The following is a 24,637-nucleotide window of genomic DNA, read 5'->3' on the forward strand; positions in this document are numbered from 1 at the left end:
TACCCGTTCGGGTGGGGGAGTTATGCACAGGCCGGGGGTTGTCCACAGGCGCTGACGGGGGCGTGGGGGCGGCGGTACCTTCGTGCGATCACGGCTGGACGCCGGGCGGTGCGGGTGCCGCGCGGGGGGTACGGGGAGGCGGTCAGGGGTGGGTGTCGTGCGGACGGTGAGGTTCGGGGGCGGGGAGCCCTCGGCGGCGGGGCGGGTGCTGCCTCGGGTGGACGGGTTCGCGGGGGCGGGTGAGGGTGCCGGGGGCTCGGGCTCGGATTTGGCCTCCGGTGTGGCAGCGGGGGGCAAGGCGGCCGGGAAGGCGTTGCGCCGGCGCGTACCGCGTTCCGCGCACGCGGAGTTCACCCTCGATCCCGGCCGCCCCGGCGCGGTCCGTGCCGTCGAGGAGTCCAACGCGGGCCGCATCCCCGCGCTGACGCCGATACGGGTGGGCCGCATGGCGGCGAGCCCCTTCGCGTTCCTGCGGGGCTCGGCGGGCCTCATGGCGTACGACCTCGCGCGTACGCCCGTCACCGGCATCGGCACCCAGGTGTGCGGGGACGCGCACGCCGCCAACTTCGGCCTGTACGGCGACGCCCGCGGCGGTCTCGTCATCGACCTCAACGACTTCGACGAGACCGCGCACGGCCCCTGGGAGTGGGACCTGAAGCGGCTCGCCGCCTCCCTCGTCCTCGCCGCGCGCGAGGCCGGCGCCGACGAGGACACCTGCCGCGCCGCCGCCCAGGACGCGGCCGGCGCCTACCGGCGCACGATGCGGCTGCTGGCCAAGCTGCCCGCCCTGGACGCGTGGAACGCGATAGCCGACGAGGAACTGGTCTCCCACACCGACGCCCACGACCTGCTCGGCACGCTCGAACGGGTCTCGGAGAAGGCGCGGAACAACACCAGCGGGCGGTTCGCCGCGAAGTCCACGGTGGCCGTGCCGGGCGGCGGACGCCGGTTCGTGGACGCGCCGCCCGTGCTGCGCTCCGTACCCGACGCGGAGGCGGCCGCTGTCGCCTCCGCGCTCGGGCCCTACCTCGACACGCTCCCCGAGGACCGGCGCCCGCTGCTCGGGCGGTACGCGATCCACGACGTGGCGTTCCGTGTCGTCGGTACGGGCAGCGTCGGGACCAGGTCGTACGTCGTGCTGCTCCTCGACCATCGCGGCGAGCCACTGGTGCTCCAGGTGAAGGAGGCGCGGCCCTCGGTGCTGCTGCCGCATCTGGCGCGGGCCGGGTTCGCGGCGCCGGCGGTGGAGCACGAGGGGCGGCGCGTGGTGCTCGGGCAGAAGCGGATGCAGGTGGTCAGTGATCATCTGCTGGGGTGGACCTCGGTGGACGGACGGCCGTTCCAGGTACGGCAGTTCAGGAACCGTAAGGGCAGCGTCGATCCGGCCGCGCTCGCCGCCGACCAGATCGACGACTACGCCCGTATGACCGGCGCGCTGCTGGCCCGCGCCCACGCGCACAGCGCCGATCCCCGGCTGACCGCCGGGTACTGCGGGAAGAACGCGGAGCTGGACGAGGCGGTGGGGGCGTTCGCGGTGGCCTGTGCGGAGGGGGTGGAGCGGGATCACGCGGAGCTGGTGCGGGGGGTTCGTGCGGGGCGGATTCCTTGTGAGGCGGGGGTCTGAGACGGGGGGCTGAGAGGGGGGCTGAGGGGCGGCCCTGGCGGGGCCGGGGTCCGTGGCGGCCTGCGGGCCCCCTGGCAGGGCTGGGCGGCGAGCGGTTGGCCTAGGGTGGGTGGGGTGACGATGCCGGAGAGTGGTGTGGCCGGGCAGCGGCCCGAGGACCGCCTGGAGCGGGCGGTACGCGCCGCGGAGCAGGCCCTGATCGAGTACGAGATCGCGGTGGAGACCTTCCGCGTGGAGGTGGAGAACTTCTCCCGCCTGCACCACCAGAAGCTCGGCCCGATGTACACCCGCCTCGACGAGTTGGAGGCGCAGATCGCGGAGGCCACGGCCGCCCGCACCGGCGACCCGGAGGATCTGCGCAAGGCCGACGAGGCGCGGGCGCGGGTCATGCCGATCCCGGGCGTCGAGGAGCTGTTCCACGGCTGGATGGACGGCGAGGGCCTGTCCCCGGAGGCGTCCGCGATGCTCACCGAGCAGTCCGTGCGCCCGCCGGAGCGGGTGCGGCCCAGCGAGGAGGCCCGCAAGCTCTACCGCGAGCTGGCCCGCAAGGCGCACCCCGATCTCGCCCCGGACGAGGAGGAGCGCGCCCGGCGCGACGAGTTCATCGCCCGGGTCAACGCGGCGTACGCGCGCGGCGACGAGGCGTTGCTGCGGGAACTCGCCGAGGAATGGGCCGCAGGCCCCGTACCGCCCGAGCGGCAGCCCTCGCCCAGCGAGGAGCTGTACGCCCGCCTGGAGTGGCTGGCCCAGCGCAAGGAGCTGCTGTCCGTCGTGGCGCGGGAGCTGGAGGAGAGCGCGATCGGGTCCATGCTGCGGATGGCGCCGGACGACCCGGACACGCTGCTCGACGAGATCGCCGAGCAGTTGCTCGCGCAGGTCGCCGAGCGCGAGGCCGAGCTGGAGCGGCTGACCGCCACCGGAGAGTGAGGCCCGTCCTGGAGGGCGCCCGCCCGCCCGGCCGTCGGCGAGTGAGGCCCGTCCGGGAGGGCGCCCGCCCGCCCGGCCGTCGGCGAGTGAGGCCCGTCCGGGAGGGCGGGGGCGTCGGGTAGCGTCGGGGGCATGGTTCTTGGATCTGGTGTGCCCACGGTCGGTGTCGACGAGCTCAAGGAGGACGCGTTCCTCCTCGACGTCCGTGAGGACGACGAGTGGCAGGCCGGGCACGCGGCCGGTGCGCTGCACATCCCCATGAGCGACTTCGTCGCCCGCTACGGCGAGCTGACCGAGGCGGCACCGCAGGACGGGCGGGTACACGTGCTCTGCCGCGTCGGCGGGCGGTCCGCGCAGGTCACCGCGTACCTCGTGCAGCAGGGCGTCGACGCCGTGAACGTCGACGGCGGCATGCAGGCATGGCAGTCCGCCGGCCGCCCGGTCGTCGACGAGCAGGGCGCCCCCGGCACGGTCATCTGACCGTCCACCGTGGTCTGACCGTCCGCTGGGGCCCGACCGCTTGCCGCGGCCTGATAGTTCGGTGTGGTCTGGTCGGTCGCCGTGATCTGGCCGCTTGCCGTGGTCTGGCCGGTCGCCGTGGTCCGACCGACTGCCGTTGTCCGGCCCCTTGCCGTTGTCCGATCGTTCGGTGCGGTCCGGCCGTTCGCCGTGGTCCGGCCGTCGCGCGGGTCTCGTCGCCGCCGCCCGGGGTCAGCCGAGGGGGTGCGTGGCCAGGAGTTCGCCGAGGGCTTCCTCGTACGCGGCGGCCGGGCCGAGCGAGAGTTCCAGGTGCTTGGCCCAGGCGTGGTAGCGGTGCAGCGGGTAGTCCGTGTCGGCGCCGAAGCCGCCGTGCAGGTGCTGCGCCGTCTGTACGACCCTGCGCACCCCGTCCGACGCCCACGCCTTGGCCACCGCGACGTCCCCGGCGAGGGGCAGCGCGCCTGGCGCCCCGCTGCTGAGCCGCCAGGCGGCCTGCCACAGCGTGGCCTCCATCGCGCGCAGGTCGATATAGCGGTCGGCGGCCTGCACGGCGACCGCCTGGAACGTGGCGATGGGGTGCCCGAACTGCTCCCGCTGCCCCGCGTACGCGCTGGTCATCCGCATCACGGCGGTGCCGACACCGAGGGCGAGCGCACAGGTGCCGGTGGCGAGCAGCGCGTGCAGCCGGGGCCACGCGTCGGCGTCGGTGAGGACGTGCCGGGCCGCCACCCGGGCGCCCTCCAGCCGCAGTTCGCCGAGCCGCTCCCCGTTCGTCGAGAACTGCTCGGCGTACGTCAGCCCCTCCCCGCCGCTCGCGGGCCCGGCCCCGGGCAGCAGCGCGAGGACCGTGTCGCCCTCGGCGGTCCGCGCCGGTACGAGGACCAGGTCCGCGTCGAACGCCCACGGCACCGCCGTCTGCACCCCGTCCAGCACCCAGGCCCCCTCCGCCCCGGCCGGGCCCTCCCGGCGGGCGGTGACGGCGAACGGCGCGGGGTCGTGCCCGGTGCGGCCTGCGGCGGCCACGGTCAGCACCAGCTCACCGCGCGCCGCCCGGGGCAGGATCTCCTGCCGTACGTCTTCGCAGACGTGGGCCCCCAAGGTGGCGACGGCGGCGCTGTGTTCGAGCAGGGGCAGCCGGGCGAGCACCGCCGACGCCTCGCGCAGCACCAGGCACAGCGCGATGGCGTCCAGGCCCGAACCCCCGTACCGCTCCGCCACCATCAGCCCCAGCAGATCGGCGTCGGCGGCCTTGGCCCACAGCGGGCGGTCGAACGTGTCGGCCACCGCGCCCGCCGTGAGCGCCGGGCTGGGCACCCCGTCCGGCGCGACCGGGCCGAACACCGCCCGCGCCGCCTCGGCCGCCGCCTGCTGCTCCTCGGAGAAGGTGAAGTCCACCGGGCTGTCCTCCCGTTCCTGCCGAACTGGCGCCTCCCGCCCACCGACACCCTTGCGGGCACCGGGAACTGACGGGGCGTCAAGATAGAACAGGTTCTACGAGAAGGGAACAGCGCCGGAGACGGGCGCGGTGGGCTCAGCGGTCGAAGTCCACCTCCACCGTCTCCGTGGTCGGATGCGACTGGCAGGCCAGCACATAACCCGCCTCGGTCTCCTCCGGCTCCAGCGCGAAGTTCCGGTCCATCCGCACCTCCCCCGTGACGAGGAACGCGCGGCACGTCCCGCACACCCCGCCCTTGCAGGCGTAGGGCGCGTCCGCCCGGTTGCGCAGGACCGTCTCCAGCACCGACTCGCCGTCCTGAGCCGGCCAACTGCCCGCACGCCCGTCGAGCTGTGCGGTCACCGTGCTGTGCGCGAGCGCCGGAGCGGCGGAACGCGGGGCCGGCCCGTCGTCCACGTGGAAGATCTCCTCGTGCACCCGGTCGCGGCGCACCCCGAGCCCGCGCAGGGCCCGCTCGGCGCCCTGCACCAGACCGAGCGGCCCGCACAGGTACCAGCCCGCCACGTCCGCCACCGGCACGAGCGCGGGCAGCAGCGCCGCGAGCCGCTCCTCGTCGAGCCGCCCCGAGGCGAGACCCGCCTGCTGTTCCTCCCGGGAGAGGACCGTGACCAGGTGGAACCGGTCCGGGTAGCGGTCCTTCAGGTCGGCGACCTCTTCCAGGAACATCGTCGACGCCGCCGTGCGGTCGCTGCGTATGAGGCAGAACCGCGCCGCAGGCTCCCGCGCGAGGAGGGTCGACGCGATGGACAGCACCGGCGTGATGCCGCTGCCGCCGACCACCGCCGCGTAGTGCCCGGGCGCCGGATCGAGCGTGAAACGGCCGGCCGGGGTCATGACCTCCAGCTCGTCCCCGGCGGCGATCTCCTTGTGCGCGTACGTGGAGAACGCGCCGCCGTCCACGAGCCGCACCCCCACCCGCAGCGTCCGGGGCGCCGCGTCCGCCGGGGCCGGGGAGCAGATGGAGTAGGTCCGCCGTATCTCCGCGCCGTCGGCCGTGCGGCGCAGCGCGAGGTGCTGGCCCGGGGTGAAGCGGTACGCCTCGCGCAGCTCCGGCGGGACGGCGAGGGTCAGCGCCACGGCGTCGTCGGTGAGCCGGTCGACCGCCTGGACCCGGAGCCGGTGGAAGCGGGCCCTGGCCGCTCCTTGCGCCATCACAACTCCTTGAAGTGGTCGAAGGGTTCACGACAGGACAGGCAGCGCCGCAGCGCCTTGCACGCGGTGGACGAGAACCGGCTGAGCAGTTCGGTGTCGGCACTTCCGCAGTGCGGGCACGTGAGCGGCTCGTACGGCGCCTCGGGCTCCCGGGCCCCGGGCCGCGCGCCGGGTGCGCCGGGGGACGCGAGCCGGGTCGGGCCGAGGGCGACGGTGACGGGGGCGTCCGGGGCGCGTGTGGTGCGGGGCGGGGCTATGCCGAACTCCCGCAGCTTGCGGCGGCCTTCGGGCGTGATGTCGTCCGTGGACCAGGCGGGGGAGAGGACCGGGCGGACCGTCACCTCGGGCACGCCGTGCTCGCGCAGTATCCGCTCGATGTCGACGGACATGGTCTCGATCGCGGGGCACCCCGTGTACGTGGGGCTCAGCTCCACCTCGACGCGGCCCGGGCCCAGGCTGTGCACGGCGCGCAGCACGCCCAGCTCGGCCAGGGTCAGGACGGGCAGCTCGGGGTCGGGGACCGTGCCGGCGAGCCGGCGCAGCTCCGCCTCCAGCGGACTCTCGCGCTCGCGCCGGTCGTCGGCGGTGGTCACCATGTCGCCCCCGGGTGGCTGCGGTGCAGGTGCTGCATCTCGGCGAGCATCCGGCCGAAGGACTCGGTGTGCAGCCCCTGGCGGCCCGCGCCCGCGCTCCAGGCGCCGGTCCGGGGCCCCTCGGGCACGGTCAGGGTCGCCTGGCGCAGCACGGCGGTCACCGTCGCCGTCCAACTGGCCTGCATCTCCTGCCAGTCCACCGGGACGCCCGCGACCGGCGCGAACAGCTCGCCCGTGTAGCGCCACAGGGCGTCCACCGCGCGCTGCATGCGGGCGTGGCTCTCCTCGGTGCCGTCGCCCAGGCGCAGGGTCCACTGGCGGGCGTGGTCCTGGTGGTAGGCGACCTCCTTGACGGCCTTGGCGGCGAGAGGCGCGAAGACGGAGTCGGAGTCGGCGTCGGCCAGTCGCGCGTACAGGAGCTGCTGGTAGGTGGAGAAGAAGAGCTGGCGGGCGATGGTGTGGGCGAAGTCGCCGTTGGGCTGCTCGACGAGCTGGGCGTTGCGGAAGGCGCGCTCCTCGCGCAGATACGCCAGCGCGTCCTCGTCGCCGGCCATGCTCAGCAGGACGCGGGCCTGGCCCAGCAGGTCGAGCGCGATGTTCGCCAGGGCGACCTCTTCCTCCAGGACCGGGGCGTGTCCGGCCCACTCCCCCAGGCGGTGCGAGAGCACCAGGGCGTCGTCGCCGAGGGCCAGCGCCGCCGCGCGCTCGTCCTCCGTGAGCGCGGCGGTCCCCGGGTCCGTCTGCTGCGCGGGCCGCGTCACAGGTGCTTCACCCCTTCCGGGATCTCGTAGAACGTCGGGTGCCGGTACGCCTTGTCGGCGGCCGGGTCGAAGAACGGGTCCTTCTCGTCGGGCGAGGAGGCGGTGATCGCCGCGGACGGCACGACCCACAGGGAGACGCCTTCGCCTCGGCGGGTGTACAGATCGCGCGCGTTACGCAGGGCCAGCTCGGCGTCCGGGGCGTGCAGGCTGCCCGCGTGGGTGTGGGAGAGGCCGCGCCGGGAGCGGACGAAGACCTCCCACAGAGGCCATTCGGCGGTGCCCGAGGTGCCCGGGGCGCTCGTGGCGGGGGCGGGGGCCGGGGTGCCCGCGGTTCCGGTGGTGGTGTCGCTCATGCCGCCCTGCCTTCACGGGTCGCTGCGTTCGATTGCTGCGCGGCGTGCTTGGCGGCGTGCGCCGCGGCGGCCTCGCGGACCCAGGCGCCCTCCTCGTGGGCGCGCCGGCGCTGGTTCAACCGCTGTTCGTTGCACGGTCCGTTGCCCTTGAGGACCGCCTTGAACTCCGACCAGTCGATGGGGCCGAAGTCGTGGTGGCCCCGCTCCTCGTTCCACCGCAGCTCCGGGTCGGGGAGCGTCAGGCCGAGGGAGGCGGCCTGCGGGACGCAGATGTCGACGAAACGCTGGCGCAGCTCGTCGTTGGAGTGGCGCTTGATCTTCCACTCCATGGACTGCGCCGAGTGCGCCGACTCGTCGTCGGGCGGGCCGAACATCATCAGGGAGGGCCACCACCAGCGGTCCACGGCGTCCTGCGCCATCGCGTGCTGCGCCTCGGTGCCCCGGCTGAGGGCGAGCAGCAGCTCGTACCCCTGGCGCTGGTGGAACGACTCCTCCTTGCACACCCGCACCATCGCCCGCGCGTACGGACCGTACGAGCAGCGGCACAGGGGGACCTGGTTGGTGATCGCCGCGCCGTCCACGAGCCAGCCGATGGCGCCGACGTCGGCCCAGGTCAGCGTCGGATAGTTGAAGATCGAGGAGTACTTCTGGCGGCCGGCGTGCAGCTTGTCGAGCAGCTCGTCGCGGCTGACGCCGAGGGTCTCGGCGGCGCTGTACAGATAGAGCCCGTGCCCGGCCTCGTCCTGCACCTTCGCCATCAGGATCGCCTTGCGGCGCAGGGACGGCGCGCGCGTGATCCAGTTGGCCTCGGGCTGCATGCCGATGATCTCGGAGTGCGCGTGCTGCGCGATCTGCCGGATGAGCGTCGCGCGGTAGTCGTCGGGCATCCAGTCGCGGGGCTCGACGCGCTCGTCGGCCGCCACCGCCGCGTCGAACGCGGCCTGGAATCCGGCGTCGCCGTCCGGCGGCGCGGTCTGCTGCGGAGCTGCTGTCGCCATGCGCGGTCCCCCTCGACCTCTCCCGACCGATCGTTCGGTTCGTTGGATTCAATGGTGGGGCGCGGCGCCGTAGGGTGTCAACCCTGAACCGCCCGGCCTGTGGATAACTCCGTGTGCCTGTGCTCGGCGGGCCCTCCCCAGTACCGTTCCGGTGCACGTCATGGCTCGGCCGCGGGCCCGGCGGACCGGCCACGCCCGGACGGGAACGGGCCGGAGCGCACGGGACGAGCGGGCGGGACGGGACGAGCGGGCGCGTCAGGGAGGCGCGGCGCATCGGGACGTGCGGGCATATCGGATGGGGCCGGGGCGGGAGCGGGAGCGGGGAGCACCGATGGAGACCGAAGCAGGCGCGGCGGGCGAGGCCGCCCGCCCGACACCGGGACCGGAGGCACCCCCGGCCACCCCGGCGCCCGCCACCCCGGCCGCCTCCGTGCCCCCGTCCGCCCCGGTCCCCGGCGACCCCGCGCCCGGCGACGGCCCCGCCCTCGGCGATCCCGCGCCCGGCGACGGCCCCGACCCCGCGCCCGGCGATCCACCGCTCCCGCCCCTCCCGCCGCCCCCGCCGAAGGGGATCGCGGCGCTCCGCTTGCCGTACCAGGTCGCCGCCGCGCTCGCCCTCGCCGTCGTGGCGATGGCCGCCTGCGTGCACCTGCTGATGGTGTTCTTCCATGTCGCGCCGCCGAACACGGTGAGCAAGCGGCACGGCTCGGTGGTCGACGCGTGGATCTACCCGGAGTTCGAGCAGAACTGGAAGCTGTTCGCGCCCAACCCCTTGCAGCAGAACATCGCCGTACAGGCGCGTGCCGAAATCCGCGCGGCGGGCGGCGGGCTGCGGGCGACCCGCTGGTTCGACCTGTCCCGGCTCGACGGCGAGGCCATCGACGGCAATCCGCTGCCCAGCCACACCCAGCAGAACGAGCTGCGCCGCGCGTGGGACGCCTATCTGAGCACCCATGACGCGCAGGACCGGCCGAGCGGCCTGCGCGGCACGCTCTCGGAGCAGTACCTGCGGCGCATCCTCGTGCTGCGTCTGGACCGGCTCGGCGCGGTCCGCTCGGGGGAGCGGATCGAGCGCGTCCAGGCGCGGTCGGTGACGACGACGATCGCCCCGCCGAAGTGGAGTGACGAGAAGGTGGACCAGAAGCCGTCCGTGCGCCAGGTGCCCTGGTGGACGGTGACCGCGTACGACGCGCCGCTCGGCACCGGCCGGGTCGTCCGCGTGCAGGGCCTGCCGGAAGGCGCCCGGTGAGCGCGGGCGGCCCGCCGGCGGGCTCCCTGGACCGGCGGCTGAGCGCGGGGCTCCAGCGGATCACCGCGCACGCGCTCGGCCCGTACCAGAGCGCGGTCATCCGGATCGGGTTCTCTGCCACGTGGCTGCTGTTCCTGCTGCGCGAGTTCCCGCACCGCCAGGAGCTGTACGGGCCGGACGGGCCGTGGAGCTGGGGGATGGCGCAGCAGCTCGTCGCGGACAACCACGCGTTCACGGCGCTCTTGTGGTCCGACGGGCAGGGCTGGTTCGAGACGGTCTACGCCGGTGCCGTGCTCGCGTCCGTGCTGCTGATGCTGGGCTGGCGCACGCGCACGATGTCGGTGCTGTTCATGATCGGCGTGCTGTCGTTGCAGAACCGCAGCGTGTTCATGGGCGACGGCGGCGACAACGTCATCCATCTGATGTCGATCTACCTGATCTTCACGCGCTGCGGGCAGGTCTGGTCCCTGGACGCCCGCAGGGCCGCACGCGCGCGTAGTGACGCGAAAGGCGCCGGGGCGGACCGCGCCGGGCCCGTGCTGTGGTGGGCGGCCGGGCTCGCCCTGTCGGCGCTGACGTTCACCGGGGACGCGGGCGCCGGCTGGCTGCTGCTGTTCTGGGCGCTGTGGCTCGCCCAGGGGCTGTGGTGGTACCTCGGCCGGCGCTCCCCCGACGGCGACTCCCGGCTGCTGTGCGATGTCGTCGCCAACCTCACGCACAACGCCGCGCTGCTCGTGATCATGGTCGAGGCGTGCCTCATCTACGCGACCGCCGGCTGGTACAAGATCCAGGGCAGCCGCTGGCAGGACGGCACCGCCGTGTACTACCCGCTGCACCTGGACTACTTCTCGCCCTGGCCCGCGCTGGGCGGCCTGCTGACCGCGTACGGGCCCGCCGTGCTGCTCGTGACGTACGGGACGGTCGCCGTGCAGGTCGCGTTCCCCTTCACGGTGTTCAACCGGCGGCTCAAGAACGTCCTGCTGGTGCTGATGATGTTCGAGCACGCGGTCATCGCGCTCGTGCTCGGGCTGCCGTTCTTCTCCCTCGCCATGATCACCGCCGACGCGGTGTTCCTGCCCACGTCGTTCCTGCGCCGGGTGGGCGGCGCGGCGGCACGCGCGCGTAGTCGCCTGTTCGGCGACCGGTCCGGTACGGCGGTGCCCGCACCCCGCGCCGGGGGCGAGGAGCGGGCGGAACCGGCCCCGGTCGCGCGCACGTAGGCTTTCCGCCATGAGCGGGACGAACACGGCGGGCCGGGACCAGTACCTTCCCGACGACCGCCCCGAACGGCTGAAGCGGACCGGCGCAGACGCCCTGGAAGGCGCGCTGCGGGCCTGGCACCGGGCGGCCGACACCGCGGTCCTGCTCGACGGTTTCCACGCCCTCAAGCACGCCCTGCGCTTCGGTGCCGACGTACCCGTGGCGCTCGCCACCGACCGGGCCGCGGCGCTCGCGCTGGCCGCGGACCTCGCGCCCGACGTCAGGGACGCCCTGGACGCGCTGCTCGTGGAGGTCGCCCCGGAGGCGCTGCGCGGACTCGTGCCGCGCCCGCATCCGACCGGGGTCGCCGCGCTCGCCGGCCGCCCCGCGCGCGAGGCGAACCTGGCCGCGCTGGCGCGCCCGGACCGCGCCACCCCCGTCGTCGTCCTCGACAACCCGCGCAACCTCGGCAACGCGGGCGCCGTCATCCGCCTCGCCGCCGGGTACGGCGCGACCGGCGTCGTCACCACCGGCAGCCTCGACCCCTGGCACCCCACGGTCGTGCGCGGCGGGGCCGGACTGCACTTCGCCACGGCCGTGGAACGGCTCGGAGCGGACGAACTGCCTCCAGGACCGCTGTACGCGCTCGATCCCGAGGGCGCCGACATCCGCGGCCTGACGCTGCCGGACGACGCCCTGCTCGCGTTCGGCTCCGAGCGCAGCGGGCTGTCGGACGGACTGCGCGCGCGGGCCGACCAGTTGGTGTCGCTGCCGATGCGGCCCCAGGTCTCCAGCTACAACCTGGCGACCAGCGTCGGCATGACCCTCTTCCACTGGAGCGCCCGCACGCACAGCAGCCAGGCTCCCTAGGGCCTCTCCTGAGCTCCTGAGCGGGCGCCCGCGCTCACGCCTCCTTGCGGACCTCGACGACCCGGAAGCGGTTCGCCACGAAGGCGCCGTCGCACAGGGCCGCGTTCGCCGCGGGGTTGCCGCCGGAGCCGTGGAAGTCGGAGAACGCGGCCGTCTGGTTCACGTACACCCCGCCCGTCAGGTTGAGCGACAACTGCGCGCACTCGTCGAGGCAGACCTCCTCGACGGCGTCCGCGACCTCGGCGGACGTCGTGTACGCGCCGACCGTCATCGCGCCCTTCTCGCGCACGGTACGGCGCAGCAGGTCGAGGGCGTCCTCGGTGGAGTCGACGGCGACGGCGAAGGAGACCGGGCCGAAGCACTCGCTGAAGAAGGCCGGGTCGGCGTCCGGGCCGTCCCAGACCTTGCGCGCGCCGTCCGCCTTCACGACGGCGGGCGTGCGCACCACGGCGTCCGGGAAGTCCGCGTTGGCGACCTCGCGGGAGGCGAGGGCGACCTCGCCGAGCCCGGCGGCGGCTTCAAGGCGGGCCTTCACGTCCGGGTTGACCAGGGCGCCCAGCAGCCCGTTGGCCCGGGCGTCGTCGCCGAGCAGGCCGTCCACCGCGCGCGCGAGGTCGGCGGTGACCTCGTCGTACGACTTGGGGCCCTGGTCGGTGGTGATGCCCGCGCGCGGAAGCAGCAGGTTCTGCGGGGTGGTGCACATCTGGCCGCTGTACAGGGACAGCGAGAACGCCAGGTTGGCCAGCATGCCCTTGTAGTCGTCGGTGGAGTCGATCACCACCGTGTTGACCCCGGCCTTCTCGGTGTAGACCTGCGCCTGGCGCGCGTGGGTCTCCAGCCAGTCGCCGAAGGACGTCGAACCCGTGTAGTCGATGATCTTGATCTCGGGCCGGACGGCCAGGGTCTTGGCGATGCCCTCGCCGGGCCGCTCGGCCGCGAGCGCCACCAGATTCGGGTCGAAGCCCGCCTCGGCGAGCACCTCGCGCGCGATGCGCACGGTGAGCGCGAGCGGCAGCACCGCGCGCGGGTGCGGCTTGACCAGGACCGGGTTGCCCGTGGCCAGGGAGGCGAACAGGCCCGGGTAGCCGTTCCACGTGGGGAACGTGTTGCAGCCGATCAGCAGCGCGATGCCGCGCCCGACCGGCGTGAACTCCTTGGTGAGGGCGAGCGGGTCGCGCTTGCCCTGCGGCTTGGTCCACTCCGCCGTCAGCGGCGTGCGGATCTGCTCCGCGTACGCGTACGCCACCGCCTCCAGGCCGCGGTCCTGGGCGTGCGGGCCGCCCGCCTGGAACGCCATCATGAACGCCTGGCCGCTGGTGTGCATGACCGCGTGCGCGAACTCGTGCGTGCGGGCGCTGACGCGGGCCAGGATCTCCAGGCAGACGACGGCGCGGGTCTCGGCGCCCGCCGCGCGCCACGCGCGCATGCCCGCGCGCATGGCAGGCAGCAGCACATCGGCGTCCACATGCGGGTACGTGACGCCCAACTCGATGCCGTACGGGGAGACTTCCCCGCCCACGAAGTCGTCGGTGCCGGGCTGGTCCAGGTCGAAGCGGGTGCCGAGCAGGGCGTCGAAGGCGGCCTTGCCCTCGGCCATGCTCAGGCTGCCGTCCTCCCCGTACGCCTTGGGGTGCTCGGGGTGGGGGGACCAGTACGCGCGCGTGCGGATCGCGTCCAGCGTCTGGTCGAGGGTCGGCCGGTGCTTGGCGATCAGGTCGTGCGCGGTGAGTTCGGCGGCCATGGCGGACCAACTCCTCCTCGGCGCCGGCTCCTCGGCGAGCCGGCCGGCTGGCGGGACGGGCAAGGGCGGCCCCGCCGGGCAGGGCCGCGGGAACAGGGCGGCACTGGGCAGGGACGGACAGTCAGAGCTAGAGTAACCGAACGATCGGTCGGGGCAAGGGGGTGCGGAAAAGCTGTGGAAAACCCGGCGGGCGCACCTGTGCACAACCCCGGAGACCTCCGGTGACGGGCCATGCGGAAGGATCGCGCACATGACACATGACCGCCTGGTCGGCGTGGTGGGCGCCGGCACCATGGGGCAGGGGATCGCCCAGGTCGCGCTGGTGGCAGGGCACCCGGTCCGGCTCTACGACGCCGCCGAGGGGCGTGCCGCGCAGGCCGTCGCCGGCATCGCCGCGCGGCTGGACAGGCTCGTCGAGAAGGGCCGCATGGACGCCGCCGAGCGCGCCGCCGCGGGCGCCCGGCTGAGCGCCGCCGAGACGCTCGCCGACCTGGCGGACGCCTCCCTGGTCGTCGAGGCCGTCGTGGAGCGCCTGGACGTCAAGCAGGAGCTGCTGCGCGCCCTGGAGGACATCGTCGCCGACGACTGTCTGCTCGCCACGAACACCTCGTCCCTGTCGGTCACCGCGATCGGCGGGGCGCTGCGCCTGCCCGGCCGCTTCGTCGGACTGCACTTCTTCAACCCGGCGCCCCTGATGCCGCTCGTGGAGGTCGTCTCCGGGCACGCCACCGAGGAGGCGGCGGCCACGCGCGCGTACGAGCTCGCGGGCGCCTGGGGCAAGACGCCGGTGCGCTGCGCGGACACCCCCGGGTTCATCGTCAACCGGGTCGCGCGGCCCTTCTACGCCGAGGCCCTGAGCCTGTACGAGGAGCGCGCGGCCGACCCGGCGACCATCGACGCGGTGCTGCGCGAGTGCGGCGGCTTCCGGATGGGCGCCTTCGAACTGACCGACCTGATCGGCCAGGACGTCAACGAGGCGGTGACGCGTTCCGTGTGGGAGGGGTTCTTCCGGGACCCCCGTTTCACGCCCTCCCTGGCGCAGCGCAGGCTGGTCGAGTCCGGGCGCCTCGGCCGCAAGACGGGCCAGGGCTGGTACGCGTACGGCGACGACGCCACCGCGCCCGTCCCGCACACCGCGCCGCCCGCCGACGCGCCCCGGCACGTGCGCGTGGTCGGCGATCTCGGGCCCGCGCAGGGGCTCGTGCCGCTGATCGAAGCGGCCGGGATCAAGGTCGAGCGTGAGGACGGCGGCCATCGGGATGCCACGATCGTGCTGCCGTGCGACGCAAGGCTGCGGCTGACGGACGGCTCCTTCGGCACCGGGGCCGGCGAGCAGCTCATCCACTTCGACCTCGCGCTCGACTACGCGCGCGCGACCCGGATCGCTCTCGCGCCCGGCGAGGACGTCACCGACGCCGAACTCGGGCAGGCGACCGGGCTGTTCCAGGCGCTCGGCAAGCAGGTCAGCGTCATCGGGGACGTGCCCGGCATGATCGTCGCCCGGACCGTGGCCCGCCTCGTCGATCTCGCGGTGGACGCCGTCGCGCGCGAGGTGGCCGGCGCGGAGGACGTCGACACGGCCATGCGGCTCGGCGTCAACTACCCGCGCGGGCCGCTCGACTGGGGGCGCGCGATCGGCTTCGAACTCGTCCTCGACCTGCTGGACGGCCTGAACGAGTGGTACCCGTCGGGCCGCTACGGCGCGTCGCCCGCGCTGCGCAGAGCGGCCTGGAAGGAGACGTCATGACCACCGCCCGACGCGACACCTACACGCCGGACACGCTGCTCGCCGTCGCGGTCACCGTCTTCAACGAGCGCGGCTACGACGGCACGTCCATGGAGCATCTGTCCAAAGCGGCCGGCATCTCCAAGTCGTCGATCTACCACCATGTGACGAGCAAGGAGGAGTTGCTTCGGCGGGCCGTGAGCCGGGCGCTCGACGGGCTCTTCGGCATCCTCGACGAGGAGCCCGCGCGTGTGGGGCGGGCCGTCGAGCGGCTGGAGTACGTCACGCGGCGCATGGTGCAGGTGCTCACCTCCGAACTTCCGTACGTCACGCTCTTGTTGCGGGTGCGGGGGAACACCGGGACGGAGCGGTGGGCCATGGAGCGGCGCCGGGAGTTCGACCATCAGGTCGCCGAGTTGTTGCGGGCGGCGGCGGCGGACGGGGATGTGCGGGGGGACGTCGATGTGCGGCTCGCTACGCGGCTGGTCTTCGGGATGATCAACTCCATTGTGGAGTGGTATCGGCCCGGGGGTGGGGCGCGGAGTGAGAAGGAAGTCGCGGATGCGGTGGTGGCGCTTGTCTTTCACGGGTTGCGGTAGCGGTGGCCCTTTTCGGCGGGCGTTGGGGAGTTCTCCGGTGGGCGTCCCTTTGAGGTGACCGTCTTTTGCGCAGTTCCCCGCGCCCCTGGGGGTTCTTGGGTGGGCGTCCCCTGCGGTGACCGGTTGCGCAGTTCCCCGCGCCCCTGATCGGGGTGCTTCGCGTGCGTGGTTGTTTGCGAGGCGGTGGGGGTTCTCGCGCAGTTCCCCGCGCCCCTGTCGGGGCACGTCCGTGCGCGGTCGTCTTTCGGCCGGTGGTGGGCTGGTCGCGCAGTTCCCCGCGCCCCTGGCGGGGCGCTTCTCGTGCGTGGTTATCTGCGGGGCGTGGTGGGCTGGTCGCGCAGTTCCCCGCGCCCCCTTACGGGGCGTAGCTGTAGGGCGACGGCTAGGTTTCGGGGCCCAGGTCTTCTTCCTCGAAGACCAGGAGCGTGCGGGTGCTGAGGACTTCCGGCATGGCCTGGAGCTTGGTGAGGACGAGTTCGCGCAGGGCGCGGTTGTCCCGCGTATGGACCAGGATCAGGACGTCGAAATCGCCGCTGACCAGCGCGATGTGCGCTGCTTCCGGCATCCCGCGGAGCCGGTCGCGCACCGTGCGCCAGGTGTTCTGCACGATCTTGAGCGTGACGTACGCGGAGGCGCCTTGGCCGGCCCGTTCGTGGTTGACGCGGGCGCCGAAGCCGCGGATGACGCCGTCGTCGATGAGGCGGTTGATGCGCGCGTAGGCGTTGGCGCGGGAGACGTGGACGCGCTCGGCGACGGACCGTATCGAGGCGCGGCCGTCCTTCTGGAGCATCTGGAGGATGTCGCGGTCGATGGCGTCCAGCGGGCGGACGGCAGGGTCCTGGGCCTCGTCCCCGGTGCCGTCGGCCATTTGTTCAGATGCCATGCGCCCGCGCCTCCCTACCATGGACGTAGTGCGTTCATCTCAGGCTGTGGAGAACCGTTTGTCCACAGCCTGGAGGTGCCTGTAGCCAAAATGTGCCGACGACCGAACAATCGGTAGGTGAGGCGCATCACACCGGACGCGCCCTCGAAGCCGCTCCCACGAGGAGGTGCCGTCATGACGGTCATGGAGCAGCGGGGCGCCCGCCGGACAGGCAGCCCCACCCCGCCGCCCGCCTGGCAGCCGCGCACGGACCCCGCGCCCCTGCTGCCGGACGCGGAGCCGTACCGGGTGCTGGGCACCGACGCCGCCGCGCAGGCCGACCCCGAGCTGTTGCGGGAGCTGTACGCGCAGGTGGTCAGGGGCCGGCGGTACAACGCGCAGGCGACGGCGCTGACCAAGCAGGGCCGGCTCGCCGTCTACCCCTCCACGACCGGCCAGGAGGCCGCAGAGGTCGCCGCGGCGCTCGCCCTGGAGGAGCGTGACTGGCTGTTCCCGAGCTACCGCGACACGCTCGCCGCCGTCGCCCGGGGCCTCGACCCCGTACAGGCGCTGACGCTGCTGCGCGGCGACTGGCACACCGGGTACGACCCGCGCGAGCACCGGATCGCGCCGCTGTCCACGCCGCTGGCGACGCAGCTCCCGCACGCCGTGGGCCTCGCGCACGCCGCCCGGCTCAAGGGCGACGACGTGGTGGCGCTCGCCATGGTCGGCGACGGCGGCACCAGCGAGGGCGACTTCCACGAGGCGCTGAACTTCGCGGCCGTCTGGCAGGCCCCGGTCGTCTTCCTCGTCCAGAACAACGGCTACGCGATCTCCGTACCGCTCGTCAAGCAGACCGCGGCGCCCTCCCTGGCCCACAAGGCCGTCGGGTACGGGATGCCGGGCCGCCTGGTCGACGGGAACGACGCGGTCGCCATGCACGAGGTGCTGACGGACGCGGTGGCACGCGCGCGTGCGGGCGGCGGTCCGACGCTCGTCGAGGCGATCACGTACCGCATGGACGCCCACACCAACGCCGACGACGCCACCCGCTACCGGGGCGACGACGAGGTCGAGCTGTGGCGGGGCCACGATCCGGTCCTGCTGCTGGAGCGGGAGCTGACCGGCCGCGGGCTGCTCGACGAGGACGGCATCGAGGCCGTGCGCGAGGGCGCCGAGGAGATGGCGGCGCGGCTGCGCGCCCGGATGAACGAGGACGCGCGGCTCGACCCGATGGACCTCTTCGCGCACGTGTACGCGCGCCGGACGAGTCAACTGAGTGAGCAGGAGGCCCAGTTGCGGGCCGAGCTGGACGCCGAGGCGGAGACGTCCGGCGGGGCGGAAGGGGAGCGCCGATGACCACCGTCGCCGACAAGCCGGCCGCGGGCGCCGCCACCAAGCCGGCCACCATGGCGCAGGCGCTCGGGCGCGCGTTGCGCGACGCGATGGCCGAGGACCCGACCGTGCACGTGCTCGGCGAGGACGTGGGCGCGCTCGGCGGTGTCTTCCGCATCACCGACGGCCTGGCCGCGGAGTTCGGTGAGGACCGCTGTACGGACACGCCGCTCGCCGAGGCCGGCATCCTCGGCGCGGCGGTCGGCATGGCCATGTACGGGCTGCGGCCGGTCGTGGAGATGCAGTTCGACGCGTTCGCCTATCCGGCGTTCGAGCAGCTCGTCTCGCACGTCGCGCGGATGCGCAACCGCACGCGCGGCGCGATGCCGCTGCCGATCACCGTGCGCATCCCGTACGGCGGCGGGATCGGTGGCGTCGAGCACCACAGCGACTCCTCCGAGGCGTACTACATGGCGACGCCCGGCCTGACCGTCGTCACGCCCGCCACGGTCGCCGACGCGTACGGGCTGCTGCGGCAGTCCATCGCCAGCGACGACCCGGTCGTCTTCCTCGAACCGAAGCGGTTGTACTGGGCGAAGGATTCCTGGAACCCGGGGCGTCCGGCGGACGTTGACCCGATAGGCACGGCAGTGGTCCGCCGCCCCGGGACCAGTGCCACGCTGCTCACGTACGGACCGTCTCTGCCCGTCTGCCTGGAGGCGGCGGAGGCGGCCCGCGCGGAGGGCTGGGACCTGGAAGTGGTCGACCTGCGCTCGCTGGTGCCGTTCGACGACGCGACCGTCGTCGCGTCCGTGCGCCGCACCGGGCGCGCGGTCGTCGTGCATGAGTCGGGCGGGTTCGGCGGGCCCGGCGGGGAGATCGCCGCGCGCGTGACCGAGCGCTGTTTCCACCATCTGGAGGCGCCCGTGCTGCGGGTCGCGGGGTTCGACATCCCGTATCCGCCGCCGATGCTGGAGCGGCACCATCTGCCGGGCGTGGACCGCGTGCTGGACGCGGTCGCGCGGCTCCAATGGGATCAGTGACGGGGAGGGGAGCGGGCTGATGGCGCAGGTACTGGAGTTCAAGCTGCCCGACCTCGGGGAGGGGCTCACCGAGGCGGAGATCGTGCGATGGCTGGTGCGGGTCGGTGACGTGGTCGCCGTCGACCAGCCCGTCGTCGAGGTCGAGACGGCCAAGGCGATGGTCGAGGTCCCGTGCCCTTACGGGGGTGTCGTCACCGCCCGCTTCGGCGAGGAGGGGGCGGAACTGCCGGTGGGGGCGCCGCTGTTGACCGTGGCGGTCGGGGCGGGGGCCCTGCCGGGCGCGGGCGGGGCGGGGGATGAGGTCGGTTCGGGCTCGGGTTCGGGTTCGGGTTCTGGCTCGGGTTCGGGTTCTGGTTCGGCTGCCGGTGCGGGGTCCAGTTCGGGTTCCGGTTCGGGTTCGGGCTCCGGTTCGGTGTCGGGTTCTGGGGGTGGGGCCGGGGGCAGGAGTGAGGGCTCTGGGAATGTGTTGGTGGGGTACGGGACTGCCGCGCCGCCCGCGCGGCGGCGCCGGGTGCGGGTCGGGGCGGGTGCCGCTCCGGTCCAGGAGGTCGCCGTCGTTTCCCGTGGGCCCGTGCCCGTGATCTCGCCTCTGGTGCGGCGGCTGGCCCGGGAGAACGGGGTGGATCTGCGGGCGCTGACCGGTTCCGGGCCCGAGGGGCTGATCCTGCGGTCCGATGTGGAGCGGGCGATTTCCGGGGCTTCGGGTGCGGTGACGGGTGCTACGTCGGACGCTGCGCTGGGTGCGGTGCCGGGTGGCGAGACCTGGGCCGGGGAGCAGGGGGGCGGGGTTCATCGGACGCCTTTGCGCGGGATCCGGGGTGCCGTCGCGGAGAAGCTGGCGCGGAGCCGGCGCGAGATACCCGATGCCACGTGCTGGGTGGACGCGGACGCGACGGAGCTGTTGCGCGCGCGGGCCGCGATGAACGCGGCGACGGGGCCTTCGGCGGGCCTGAAGATCTCCGTGCTGGCGTTGTTCGCGCGGATCTGCACGGCCGCGCTCGCGCGTTACCCGGAGTTGAACGCGACGGTGGACCTTGAGCGCCGGGAGATCGTCCGGCTGGACGCCGTGCACCTCGGGTTCGCGGCGCAGACCGAGCGCGGGCTCGTCGTGCCGGTCGTGCGGGACGCGCAGGCGCGGGGGGCGGAGTCGTTGAGCGGGGAGTTCGCCCGGCTGACGGAGGCCGCGCGGGGCGGGACGCTGACTCCGGGGGAGCTGACCGGGGGGACGTTCACGTTGAACAACTACGGGGTGTTCGGGGTGGACGGGTCGACGCCGATCATCAATCATCCGGAGGCGGCGATGCTGGGGGTGGGGCGGATCACGGCCAAGCCGTGGGTTCATGACGGGGAGTTGGCGGTTCGGCAGGTCGTGCAGTTGTCGTTGACGTTCGATCACCGGGTGTGTGACGGGGGGACCGCGGGTGGGTTCCTGCGGTACGTGGCCGACTGCGTCGAGCAACCGGTCGTTCTGCTTCGGGGGGTTTGATCTGGCGCCGGGGTTGGTGAGGGCGGTGGGGGTGGTGGGGTTGTGGGGTGGCTGGCGGTTCGTCGTGGCTGGTCGCGCAGTTCCCCGCGCCCCTGAGGGGGTTGTTGTCGGCGGAGCTGGTGGGGTGGCTCGGTGCCGGGGCGTGGGGTTGTGGGGTGTGTGACGGTTCGTCGTGGCTGGGCGCGCAGTTCCCCGCGCCCCTGACGGGGCTGGGCTGCGGCCTCTGTGTCGGCTGCATACTCGGGGGATGGATGCGTATGACGCCGTTGTGCTGGCCGGAGGGGGCGCTCGGCGGCTCGGTGGAGTGGACAAGCCCGGGGTTCGGGTCGGCGGCCGGGCGCTCCTCGACCGCGTGCTCACGGCGTGCGCCGGCGCGGACGTCACCGTGGTCGTCGCCGATCCCCGGCCCACCCGGCGCCCGGTCCGCTGGGCCCGCGAGGAACCCCCCGGCGGCGGCCCGCTCGCCGCGCTCGCGGCGGGCGTAGGGGACCTGGACGCGTCGTCCGCCGAGGTCGTCGTGGTCTCCGCCGACCTGCCGTTCCTGACCGGCCGCACCGTAGAGCTGCTGCGCGCCGCCCTGGCCGCCGCCGCCCCGCACTCGGACGGAGTCCTGCTCACCGACCCGGACGGACGCGATCAGCCGCTGGTCGCCGTGTACCGGACGGACGCCCTGCGCCGGGGCCTGGACGCGCTGGCGGGGGCGCACGGGAGCCTCGACGGGCTGCCGTTGCGGCGGCTCACCGGGGCGCTCGACCTCGCGCGGATCGCCGATCCCGTGGACCCGGCCGCGTCCTTCGACTGCGACACCTGGGAGGACATCGACGCCGCCCGGTCGCGGATCAGGGAGCATGGACGCGTGCTTGATGAATGGATCACCGCAGCCAAGGATGAACTGGGCCTCGACCTGGACGTCGACACCGGCGTCCTGCTCGACCTCGCCCGCGACGCAGCGCACGGGGTGGCGCGCCCGGCGGCGCCCCTCACGACGTTCCTCGTCGGGTACGCGGCCGCGCGGGCGGGCGGCGGCAAGGAGGCGGTCGCCGAGGCCGCCGCCAAGGCCGCCGCGCTCGCCGAACGCTGGGCGCGCGAGGCCGAGGCCACCGAGCAGAAGTCCGCCCCCGACGACCGCGCGCCCCACGATCCCGCCCCGGACGCGGGATGAACGGCGCCGGAGGACGGGCGACGGAGGCCGACCCGCTGGACGGCGACGTCGACGAGGCCCTCGCCCTGGCCAACGACAACGGCGGCCCCCGCCGACGCCCCGGCACGCCCGCCGAACGTGCCCCCGAGCGGTCCGGCGAGCGCCCCGGTGACGTCGCGTACTCCCGTACGGGCGGTGGCGACGGGGCCGGTCCGCGCGCGGGCGGCGACTCCGCGCGCCGCCGCCCCGGCACGCCCCCGGGCGCCGCCGACCGGCCTGCCGGCGACGACCGGCGCTCTGCCGGCGCCAGGCGCTCCGCCGACCGTCCCTCCGGCGCCCACCAGCAGTCCCGTGCCGAGCACGTGTCCGAGGGCGCGTACGGGACCGAGCAGGCGACCCGGCGGCTGCGGACCCCCGCGCCGGGCGAGCAGCCCCCCACCGGCGAACCCACCGGCCGCAGCGAAGCCACCGGCCCCGCCGAGCCCACCGACCCCCGCCGCCCCCGCCGCCGAGGCCGCGCGCACCCCGAGACCGACTGGCGGACCGCCCGCCACCTCGCCGCCCGCGCGGGCCACCGAGCCGCCGCCGAGCGTGCCGCCGCCGCCCCCACCCCCGCCACCGAGCCCCCCACGGGAGCCGCCCCCACGGGAACCCCCCGCCCGGGAACCGCCCGCGTCCCCCTGGACCGTGCGCTCGGGCTCGTGCTGGCCGCTCCTCTGACCGCCCTCACCGACCTGCCCCCCTTCGACACCTCCGCCATGGACGGCTGGGTCGTCGCGGGCCCGGGCCCCTGGGACGTACGGGACGAGGGGATCCTCGCGGGGCACGGGACGCCCGGCCGGCTGGCCGACGGCGAGGCCGCGCCGGTCGCCACCGGCGCCCGTATCCCCCCGGACACCACCGCCGTGATCCGCAGCGAGCACGGGCACCTCGACGACAAGGGCCGCCTGCACCCGCTGCGGGACATGACGCAGGGGCAGGACATCCGGCCGCGCGGGCAGGAGTGCCGGAGCGGCGATCTGCTGCTGCCCGCCGGTTCGCTCGTCACCCCGGCGGTGCTCGGGCTCGCCGCCGCTGCCGGGTACGACGAGTTGACCGTCGTCCCGCGCCCCCGCGCCGAGATCCTGGTACTCGGCGACGAACTGCTGACCTCCGGACTCCCCCGCGAGGGCCTGATCAGGGACGCGCTCGGCCCGATGCTGCCGCACTGGCTGCGCGCCCTGGACGTCGAGGTCGTCGCCGTGCGCCGGCTCGGCGACGACGCGGACGCGCTGCTCGACGCCGTGCGCTCGTCCCCCGCCGACCTCGTCGTCACCACGGGCGGTACCGCGTCCGGGCCCGTCGACCATGTGCATCCCACGCTGGCCGCGCTCGGCGCCGAGCTGCTCGTGGACGGTGTCGCCGTACGCCCCGGCCACCCCATGCTGCTCGCGGCGCTCGACGGCGGCCGCCACCTCGTGGGCCTGCCCGGCAACCCGCTGGCCGCCGTCTCCGGCCTGCTCACCCTCGCCGAGCCGTTGCTGCGCGCCCTCGCGGGCCGCGCCCGGCAGACCCCCGCGCCGACCGGCGACGCGGGTGCCGGCCCGTACACCGCCCCGCTCCACACCGCCGTCCACGGTCACCCGCACGACACCCGGCTGGTGCCCGTCGTGCTGCGCGAGGACCGGGGCAGCGGGCACGACTGGGCGCTCCCTCTGCACTACAACGGGCCCGCGATGCTGCGCGGGATCGCCGCCGCCGACGCGCTGGCCGTCGTGCCTCCGGGCGGCGCGGGGGAGGGCCAGGAAGTGGAGATCCTGGATCTCCCGTGGTCCTGGACCCCCGGCCCCGGCCCCGCCACCAGCCCCGGCCTCACTCATGCGTCAGAAACGCCCCACAGCCACGCACCACACTCGACAGGGCGCGACTCCTCGGGAAACGAAGGGTGTTTCACGTGAAACTGGCCGGCGATGACGCGATGGCGCGGCGCGCGGACGAGAAGACGACGACCTACCGGGTGAAACTGCCCCGGCGGATCGTCGAGCGTCCGCTGCGCCAGGTCGCCCGGCGCGTCCTGATGGCGCTCGCCGTGCTCGTCGTCACCGCGCTCCTCGTCTGGTTCGACCGGGACGGCTACAACGACAACGCCAACGGCTCGGTCGACCTGCTCGACGCGTTCTACTACGCGACCGTCACCCTCTCCACCACCGGGTACGGGGACATCACCCCCGTCAGCGACAGCGCGCGGCTCACCAATATCTTCGTCATCACGCCCCTTCGCGTGCTGTTCCTGATCATCCTGGTCGGCACCACGCTGGAGGTCCTCACGGAGCGGACCCGTGAGGAGTGGCGCCTGAACCGCTGGAGGTCCAACTTGCGTGACCACACCGTCGTCGTCGGCTTCGGCACCAAGGGGCGCAGCGCGGTGGAGACCGTCTGCGCGACCGGGCTGCGACCTGAGCAGGTCGTCGTGGTGGACCCCAGCAGCAAGGTCGTCGAGTCGGCGAACTCGCTCGGCTACGCGGGCGTCGTCGGCGACGCCACCCGCAGCGACGTGCTGACGCGCGCGGAGGTGCAGAAGGCCCGCAAGATCATCATTGCGACGCAGCGCGACGACACGGCCGTCCTCGTCACGCTGACGGCCCGCCAGCTCAACCGCAGCGCGAAGATCGTGGCCGCCGTCCGCGAGGAGGAGAACGCGCCGCTGCTGCGCCAGTCCGGCGCCGACGCGGTCATCACCAGCGCCAGCGCGGCGGGCCGGCTGCTCGGCCTGTCGGTGCTCAGCCCCAACGCCGGCATGGTCATGGAGGACCTGATCCAGCAGGGCAGCGGCCTCGACCTGGTGGAGCGGCCGGTGATAAAGGCCGAGGTGGGGCTGAAGCCGAAGGACACCGAGGACCTCGTCGTCAGCGTCGTGCGCGGCCACCGTGTGCTCGGTTACGACGATCCGGCCATCGGCACGCTCCAGTTGACAGACCGTCTGATCACGATCGTGCGGGCGTCCCCGGCCCCCCGCGTCACCCCGGCCGCCAAGCCGCTCCACCGGGACTGAGGACTCCCCG

22 protein-coding genes are annotated in these 24,637 nt (G+C 74.1%); 14 read left to right on the forward strand and 8 right to left on the reverse strand.

Going from position 1 to position 24,637, the window contains the following annotated elements; translation table 11 throughout:
• The first annotated feature begins 157 nt into the window (after positions 1–157).
• The 3 genes from ACZ7LY_RS10495 (at position 158) to ACZ7LY_RS10505 (ending at position 3,031) form a co-directional block, all read left to right on the forward strand.
• Entirely contained in the window at positions 158–1,624 is a 1,467-nt protein-coding gene (locus ACZ7LY_RS10495) for a DUF2252 domain-containing protein (RefSeq protein WP_471624116.1), read from the forward strand.
• Between the two features lie 120 nt (positions 1,625–1,744).
• A complete protein-coding gene (locus ACZ7LY_RS10500) occupies positions 1,745–2,551 on the forward strand; it encodes a J domain-containing protein (RefSeq protein ID WP_471624169.1) in 807 nt (268 codons plus the stop codon).
• 150 nt (positions 2,552–2,701) lie between these two features.
• Complete coding sequence (locus ACZ7LY_RS10505) at positions 2,702–3,031, forward strand: rhodanese-like domain-containing protein (protein WP_471624170.1); 330 nt, start codon at positions 2,702–2,704, stop codon at positions 3,029–3,031.
• A 231-nt stretch (positions 3,032–3,262) separates the two neighbouring features.
• On the opposite strand, the gene ACZ7LY_RS10510 is transcribed toward ACZ7LY_RS10505, so the two are convergent.
• The 6 genes from ACZ7LY_RS10510 to paaA form a co-directional block, all read right to left on the reverse strand.
• Complete coding sequence (locus tag ACZ7LY_RS10510) at positions 3,263–4,426, reverse strand: acyl-CoA dehydrogenase family protein (RefSeq protein ID WP_471624117.1); 1,164 nt, start codon at positions 4,424–4,426, stop codon at positions 3,263–3,265.
• A 136-nt stretch (positions 4,427–4,562) separates the two neighbouring features.
• Positions 4,563–5,639, reverse strand: coding sequence for a 1,2-phenylacetyl-CoA epoxidase subunit PaaE (paaE, locus tag ACZ7LY_RS10515; RefSeq protein WP_471624118.1), 1,077 nt, complete (start codon positions 5,637–5,639; stop codon positions 4,563–4,565).
• Positions 5,639–6,235, reverse strand: a complete 597-nt coding sequence (paaD, locus tag ACZ7LY_RS10520) for a 1,2-phenylacetyl-CoA epoxidase subunit PaaD (RefSeq protein ID WP_471624119.1) — start codon at positions 6,233–6,235, stop codon at positions 5,639–5,641. The genes paaE and paaD overlap by 1 nt, the downstream gene beginning before the upstream one ends.
• Positions 6,229–6,993, reverse strand: coding sequence for a 1,2-phenylacetyl-CoA epoxidase subunit PaaC (gene paaC, locus ACZ7LY_RS10525; RefSeq protein ID WP_471624120.1), 765 nt, complete (start codon positions 6,991–6,993; stop codon positions 6,229–6,231). The genes paaD and paaC overlap by 7 nt, the downstream gene beginning before the upstream one ends.
• The gene (gene paaB, locus ACZ7LY_RS10530) at positions 6,990–7,346 is read right to left on the reverse strand and encodes a 1,2-phenylacetyl-CoA epoxidase subunit PaaB (protein ID WP_471624121.1); all 357 of its coding nucleotides are present in this window, start codon (positions 7,344–7,346) and stop codon (positions 6,990–6,992) included. The genes paaC and paaB overlap by 4 nt, the downstream gene beginning before the upstream one ends.
• Positions 7,343–8,344, reverse strand: a complete 1,002-nt coding sequence (paaA, locus tag ACZ7LY_RS10535) for a 1,2-phenylacetyl-CoA epoxidase subunit PaaA (RefSeq protein ID WP_471624122.1) — start codon at positions 8,342–8,344, stop codon at positions 7,343–7,345. The genes paaB and paaA overlap by 4 nt, the downstream gene beginning before the upstream one ends.
• Before the next feature lie 331 nt (positions 8,345–8,675).
• On the opposite strand from paaA, the gene ACZ7LY_RS10540 reads away from it, so the two are divergent.
• Genes ACZ7LY_RS10540 through ACZ7LY_RS10550 form a run of 3 tightly spaced genes read left to right on the forward strand, consistent with a single transcriptional unit; the run spans position 8,676 to position 11,663 of the window.
• On the forward strand, positions 8,676–9,593 hold the full coding sequence (locus tag ACZ7LY_RS10540; RefSeq protein WP_471624123.1) for a DUF5819 family protein: 918 nt from the start codon (positions 8,676–8,678) through the stop codon (positions 9,591–9,593).
• Positions 9,590–10,813 carry an HTTM domain-containing protein gene (locus tag ACZ7LY_RS10545; RefSeq protein WP_471624124.1) on the forward strand — a complete coding sequence of 408 codons (1,224 nt, stop codon included), beginning with the start codon at positions 9,590–9,592 and terminating at the stop codon, positions 10,811–10,813. The genes ACZ7LY_RS10540 and ACZ7LY_RS10545 overlap by 4 nt, the downstream gene beginning before the upstream one ends.
• Positions 10,814–10,823: 10 nt before the next feature.
• Positions 10,824–11,663: a TrmH family RNA methyltransferase gene (locus tag ACZ7LY_RS10550; protein WP_471624125.1), complete on the forward strand. Its 840-nt coding sequence runs from the start codon at positions 10,824–10,826 to the stop codon at positions 11,661–11,663.
• Between the two features lie 34 nt (positions 11,664–11,697).
• On the opposite strand, the gene paaN is transcribed toward ACZ7LY_RS10550, so the two are convergent.
• Positions 11,698–13,404: a phenylacetic acid degradation protein PaaN gene (gene paaN / locus ACZ7LY_RS10555; protein WP_471624126.1), complete on the reverse strand. Its 1,707-nt coding sequence runs from the start codon at positions 13,402–13,404 to the stop codon at positions 11,698–11,700.
• Between the two features lie 250 nt (positions 13,405–13,654).
• Here paaN and ACZ7LY_RS10560 point away from each other — a divergent pair, with 250 nt between their 5' ends.
• Both ACZ7LY_RS10560 and ACZ7LY_RS10565 read left to right on the forward strand, forming a co-directional pair.
• Positions 13,655–15,151: a 3-hydroxyacyl-CoA dehydrogenase gene (locus tag ACZ7LY_RS10560; RefSeq protein ID WP_471624127.1), complete on the forward strand. Its 1,497-nt coding sequence runs from the start codon at positions 13,655–13,657 to the stop codon at positions 15,149–15,151.
• On the forward strand, positions 15,148–15,729 hold the full coding sequence (locus ACZ7LY_RS10565) for a TetR/AcrR family transcriptional regulator (RefSeq protein ID WP_471624128.1): 582 nt from the start codon (positions 15,148–15,150) through the stop codon (positions 15,727–15,729). Before ACZ7LY_RS10560 ends, ACZ7LY_RS10565 begins: the two co-directional genes overlap by 4 nt.
• Positions 15,730–16,111: 382 nt before the next feature.
• Here ACZ7LY_RS10565 and ACZ7LY_RS10570 read toward each other — a convergent pair whose 3' ends face one another.
• Positions 16,112–16,612 carry an Lrp/AsnC family transcriptional regulator gene (locus ACZ7LY_RS10570; RefSeq protein ID WP_471624129.1) on the reverse strand — a complete coding sequence of 167 codons (501 nt, stop codon included), beginning with the start codon at positions 16,610–16,612 and terminating at the stop codon, positions 16,112–16,114.
• Between the two features lie 174 nt (positions 16,613–16,786).
• Here ACZ7LY_RS10570 and pdhA point away from each other — a divergent pair, with 174 nt between their 5' ends.
• From pdhA to ACZ7LY_RS10600, 6 genes are all read left to right on the forward strand, one after another.
• Positions 16,787–17,950: a pyruvate dehydrogenase (acetyl-transferring) E1 component subunit alpha gene (gene pdhA / locus ACZ7LY_RS10575; protein ID WP_471624130.1), complete on the forward strand. Its 1,164-nt coding sequence runs from the start codon at positions 16,787–16,789 to the stop codon at positions 17,948–17,950.
• Positions 17,947–18,969, forward strand: a complete 1,023-nt coding sequence (locus ACZ7LY_RS10580) for an alpha-ketoacid dehydrogenase subunit beta (protein ID WP_471624131.1) — start codon at positions 17,947–17,949, stop codon at positions 18,967–18,969. The genes pdhA and ACZ7LY_RS10580 overlap by 4 nt, the downstream gene beginning before the upstream one ends.
• A 19-nt stretch (positions 18,970–18,988) precedes the next feature.
• A complete protein-coding gene (locus ACZ7LY_RS10585) occupies positions 18,989–20,455 on the forward strand; it encodes a dihydrolipoamide acetyltransferase family protein (protein WP_471624132.1) in 1,467 nt (488 codons plus the stop codon).
• A gap of 247 nt (positions 20,456–20,702) precedes the next feature.
• Positions 20,703–21,617, forward strand: a complete 915-nt coding sequence (locus ACZ7LY_RS10590; RefSeq protein WP_471624133.1) for an NTP transferase domain-containing protein — start codon at positions 20,703–20,705, stop codon at positions 21,615–21,617.
• The gene (locus ACZ7LY_RS10595; protein WP_471624134.1) at positions 21,614–23,533 is read left to right on the forward strand and encodes a molybdopterin molybdotransferase MoeA; all 1,920 of its coding nucleotides are present in this window, start codon (positions 21,614–21,616) and stop codon (positions 23,531–23,533) included. The genes ACZ7LY_RS10590 and ACZ7LY_RS10595 overlap by 4 nt, the downstream gene beginning before the upstream one ends.
• On the forward strand, positions 23,530–24,627 hold the full coding sequence (locus tag ACZ7LY_RS10600) for a potassium channel family protein (RefSeq protein WP_471624135.1): 1,098 nt from the start codon (positions 23,530–23,532) through the stop codon (positions 24,625–24,627). The genes ACZ7LY_RS10595 and ACZ7LY_RS10600 overlap by 4 nt, the downstream gene beginning before the upstream one ends.
• Positions 24,628–24,637 lie beyond the last annotated feature (10 nt).

The sequence above is a fragment of the Streptomyces sp. NPDC107550 genome (genome assembly GCF_055639095.1).

Coding starts and splice junctions, on each gene's coding strand:
- ACZ7LY_RS10500 (WP_471624169.1), top strand. CDS start 1,745: ATGCCGGAGAGTGGTGTGGCCGGGCAGCGGCCCGAGGACCGCCTGGAG.
- paaE (WP_471624118.1), bottom strand. CDS start 5,639: ATGGCGCAAGGAGCGGCCAGGGCCCGCTTCCACCGGCTCCGGGTCCAG.
- paaD (WP_471624119.1), bottom strand. CDS start 6,235: ATGGTGACCACCGCCGACGACCGGCGCGAGCGCGAGAGTCCGCTGGAG.
- paaB (WP_471624121.1), bottom strand. CDS start 7,346: ATGAGCGACACCACCACCGGAACCGCGGGCACCCCGGCCCCCGCCCCC.
- paaA (WP_471624122.1), bottom strand. CDS start 8,344: ATGGCGACAGCAGCTCCGCAGCAGACCGCGCCGCCGGACGGCGACGCC.
- ACZ7LY_RS10540 (WP_471624123.1), top strand. CDS start 8,676: ATGGAGACCGAAGCAGGCGCGGCGGGCGAGGCCGCCCGCCCGACACCG.
- ACZ7LY_RS10550 (WP_471624125.1), top strand. CDS start 10,824: ATGAGCGGGACGAACACGGCGGGCCGGGACCAGTACCTTCCCGACGAC.
- paaN (WP_471624126.1), bottom strand. CDS start 13,404: ATGGCCGCCGAACTCACCGCGCACGACCTGATCGCCAAGCACCGGCCG.
- ACZ7LY_RS10560 (WP_471624127.1), top strand. CDS start 13,655: ATGACACATGACCGCCTGGTCGGCGTGGTGGGCGCCGGCACCATGGGG.
- ACZ7LY_RS10565 (WP_471624128.1), top strand. CDS start 15,148: ATGACCACCGCCCGACGCGACACCTACACGCCGGACACGCTGCTCGCC.
- ACZ7LY_RS10570 (WP_471624129.1), bottom strand. CDS start 16,612: ATGGCATCTGAACAAATGGCCGACGGCACCGGGGACGAGGCCCAGGAC.
- pdhA (WP_471624130.1), top strand. CDS start 16,787: ATGACGGTCATGGAGCAGCGGGGCGCCCGCCGGACAGGCAGCCCCACC.
- ACZ7LY_RS10580 (WP_471624131.1), top strand. CDS start 17,947: ATGACCACCGTCGCCGACAAGCCGGCCGCGGGCGCCGCCACCAAGCCG.
- ACZ7LY_RS10585 (WP_471624132.1), top strand. CDS start 18,989: ATGGCGCAGGTACTGGAGTTCAAGCTGCCCGACCTCGGGGAGGGGCTC.
- ACZ7LY_RS10590 (WP_471624133.1), top strand. CDS start 20,703: ATGGATGCGTATGACGCCGTTGTGCTGGCCGGAGGGGGCGCTCGGCGG.
- ACZ7LY_RS10595 (WP_471624134.1), top strand. CDS start 21,614: ATGAACGGCGCCGGAGGACGGGCGACGGAGGCCGACCCGCTGGACGGC.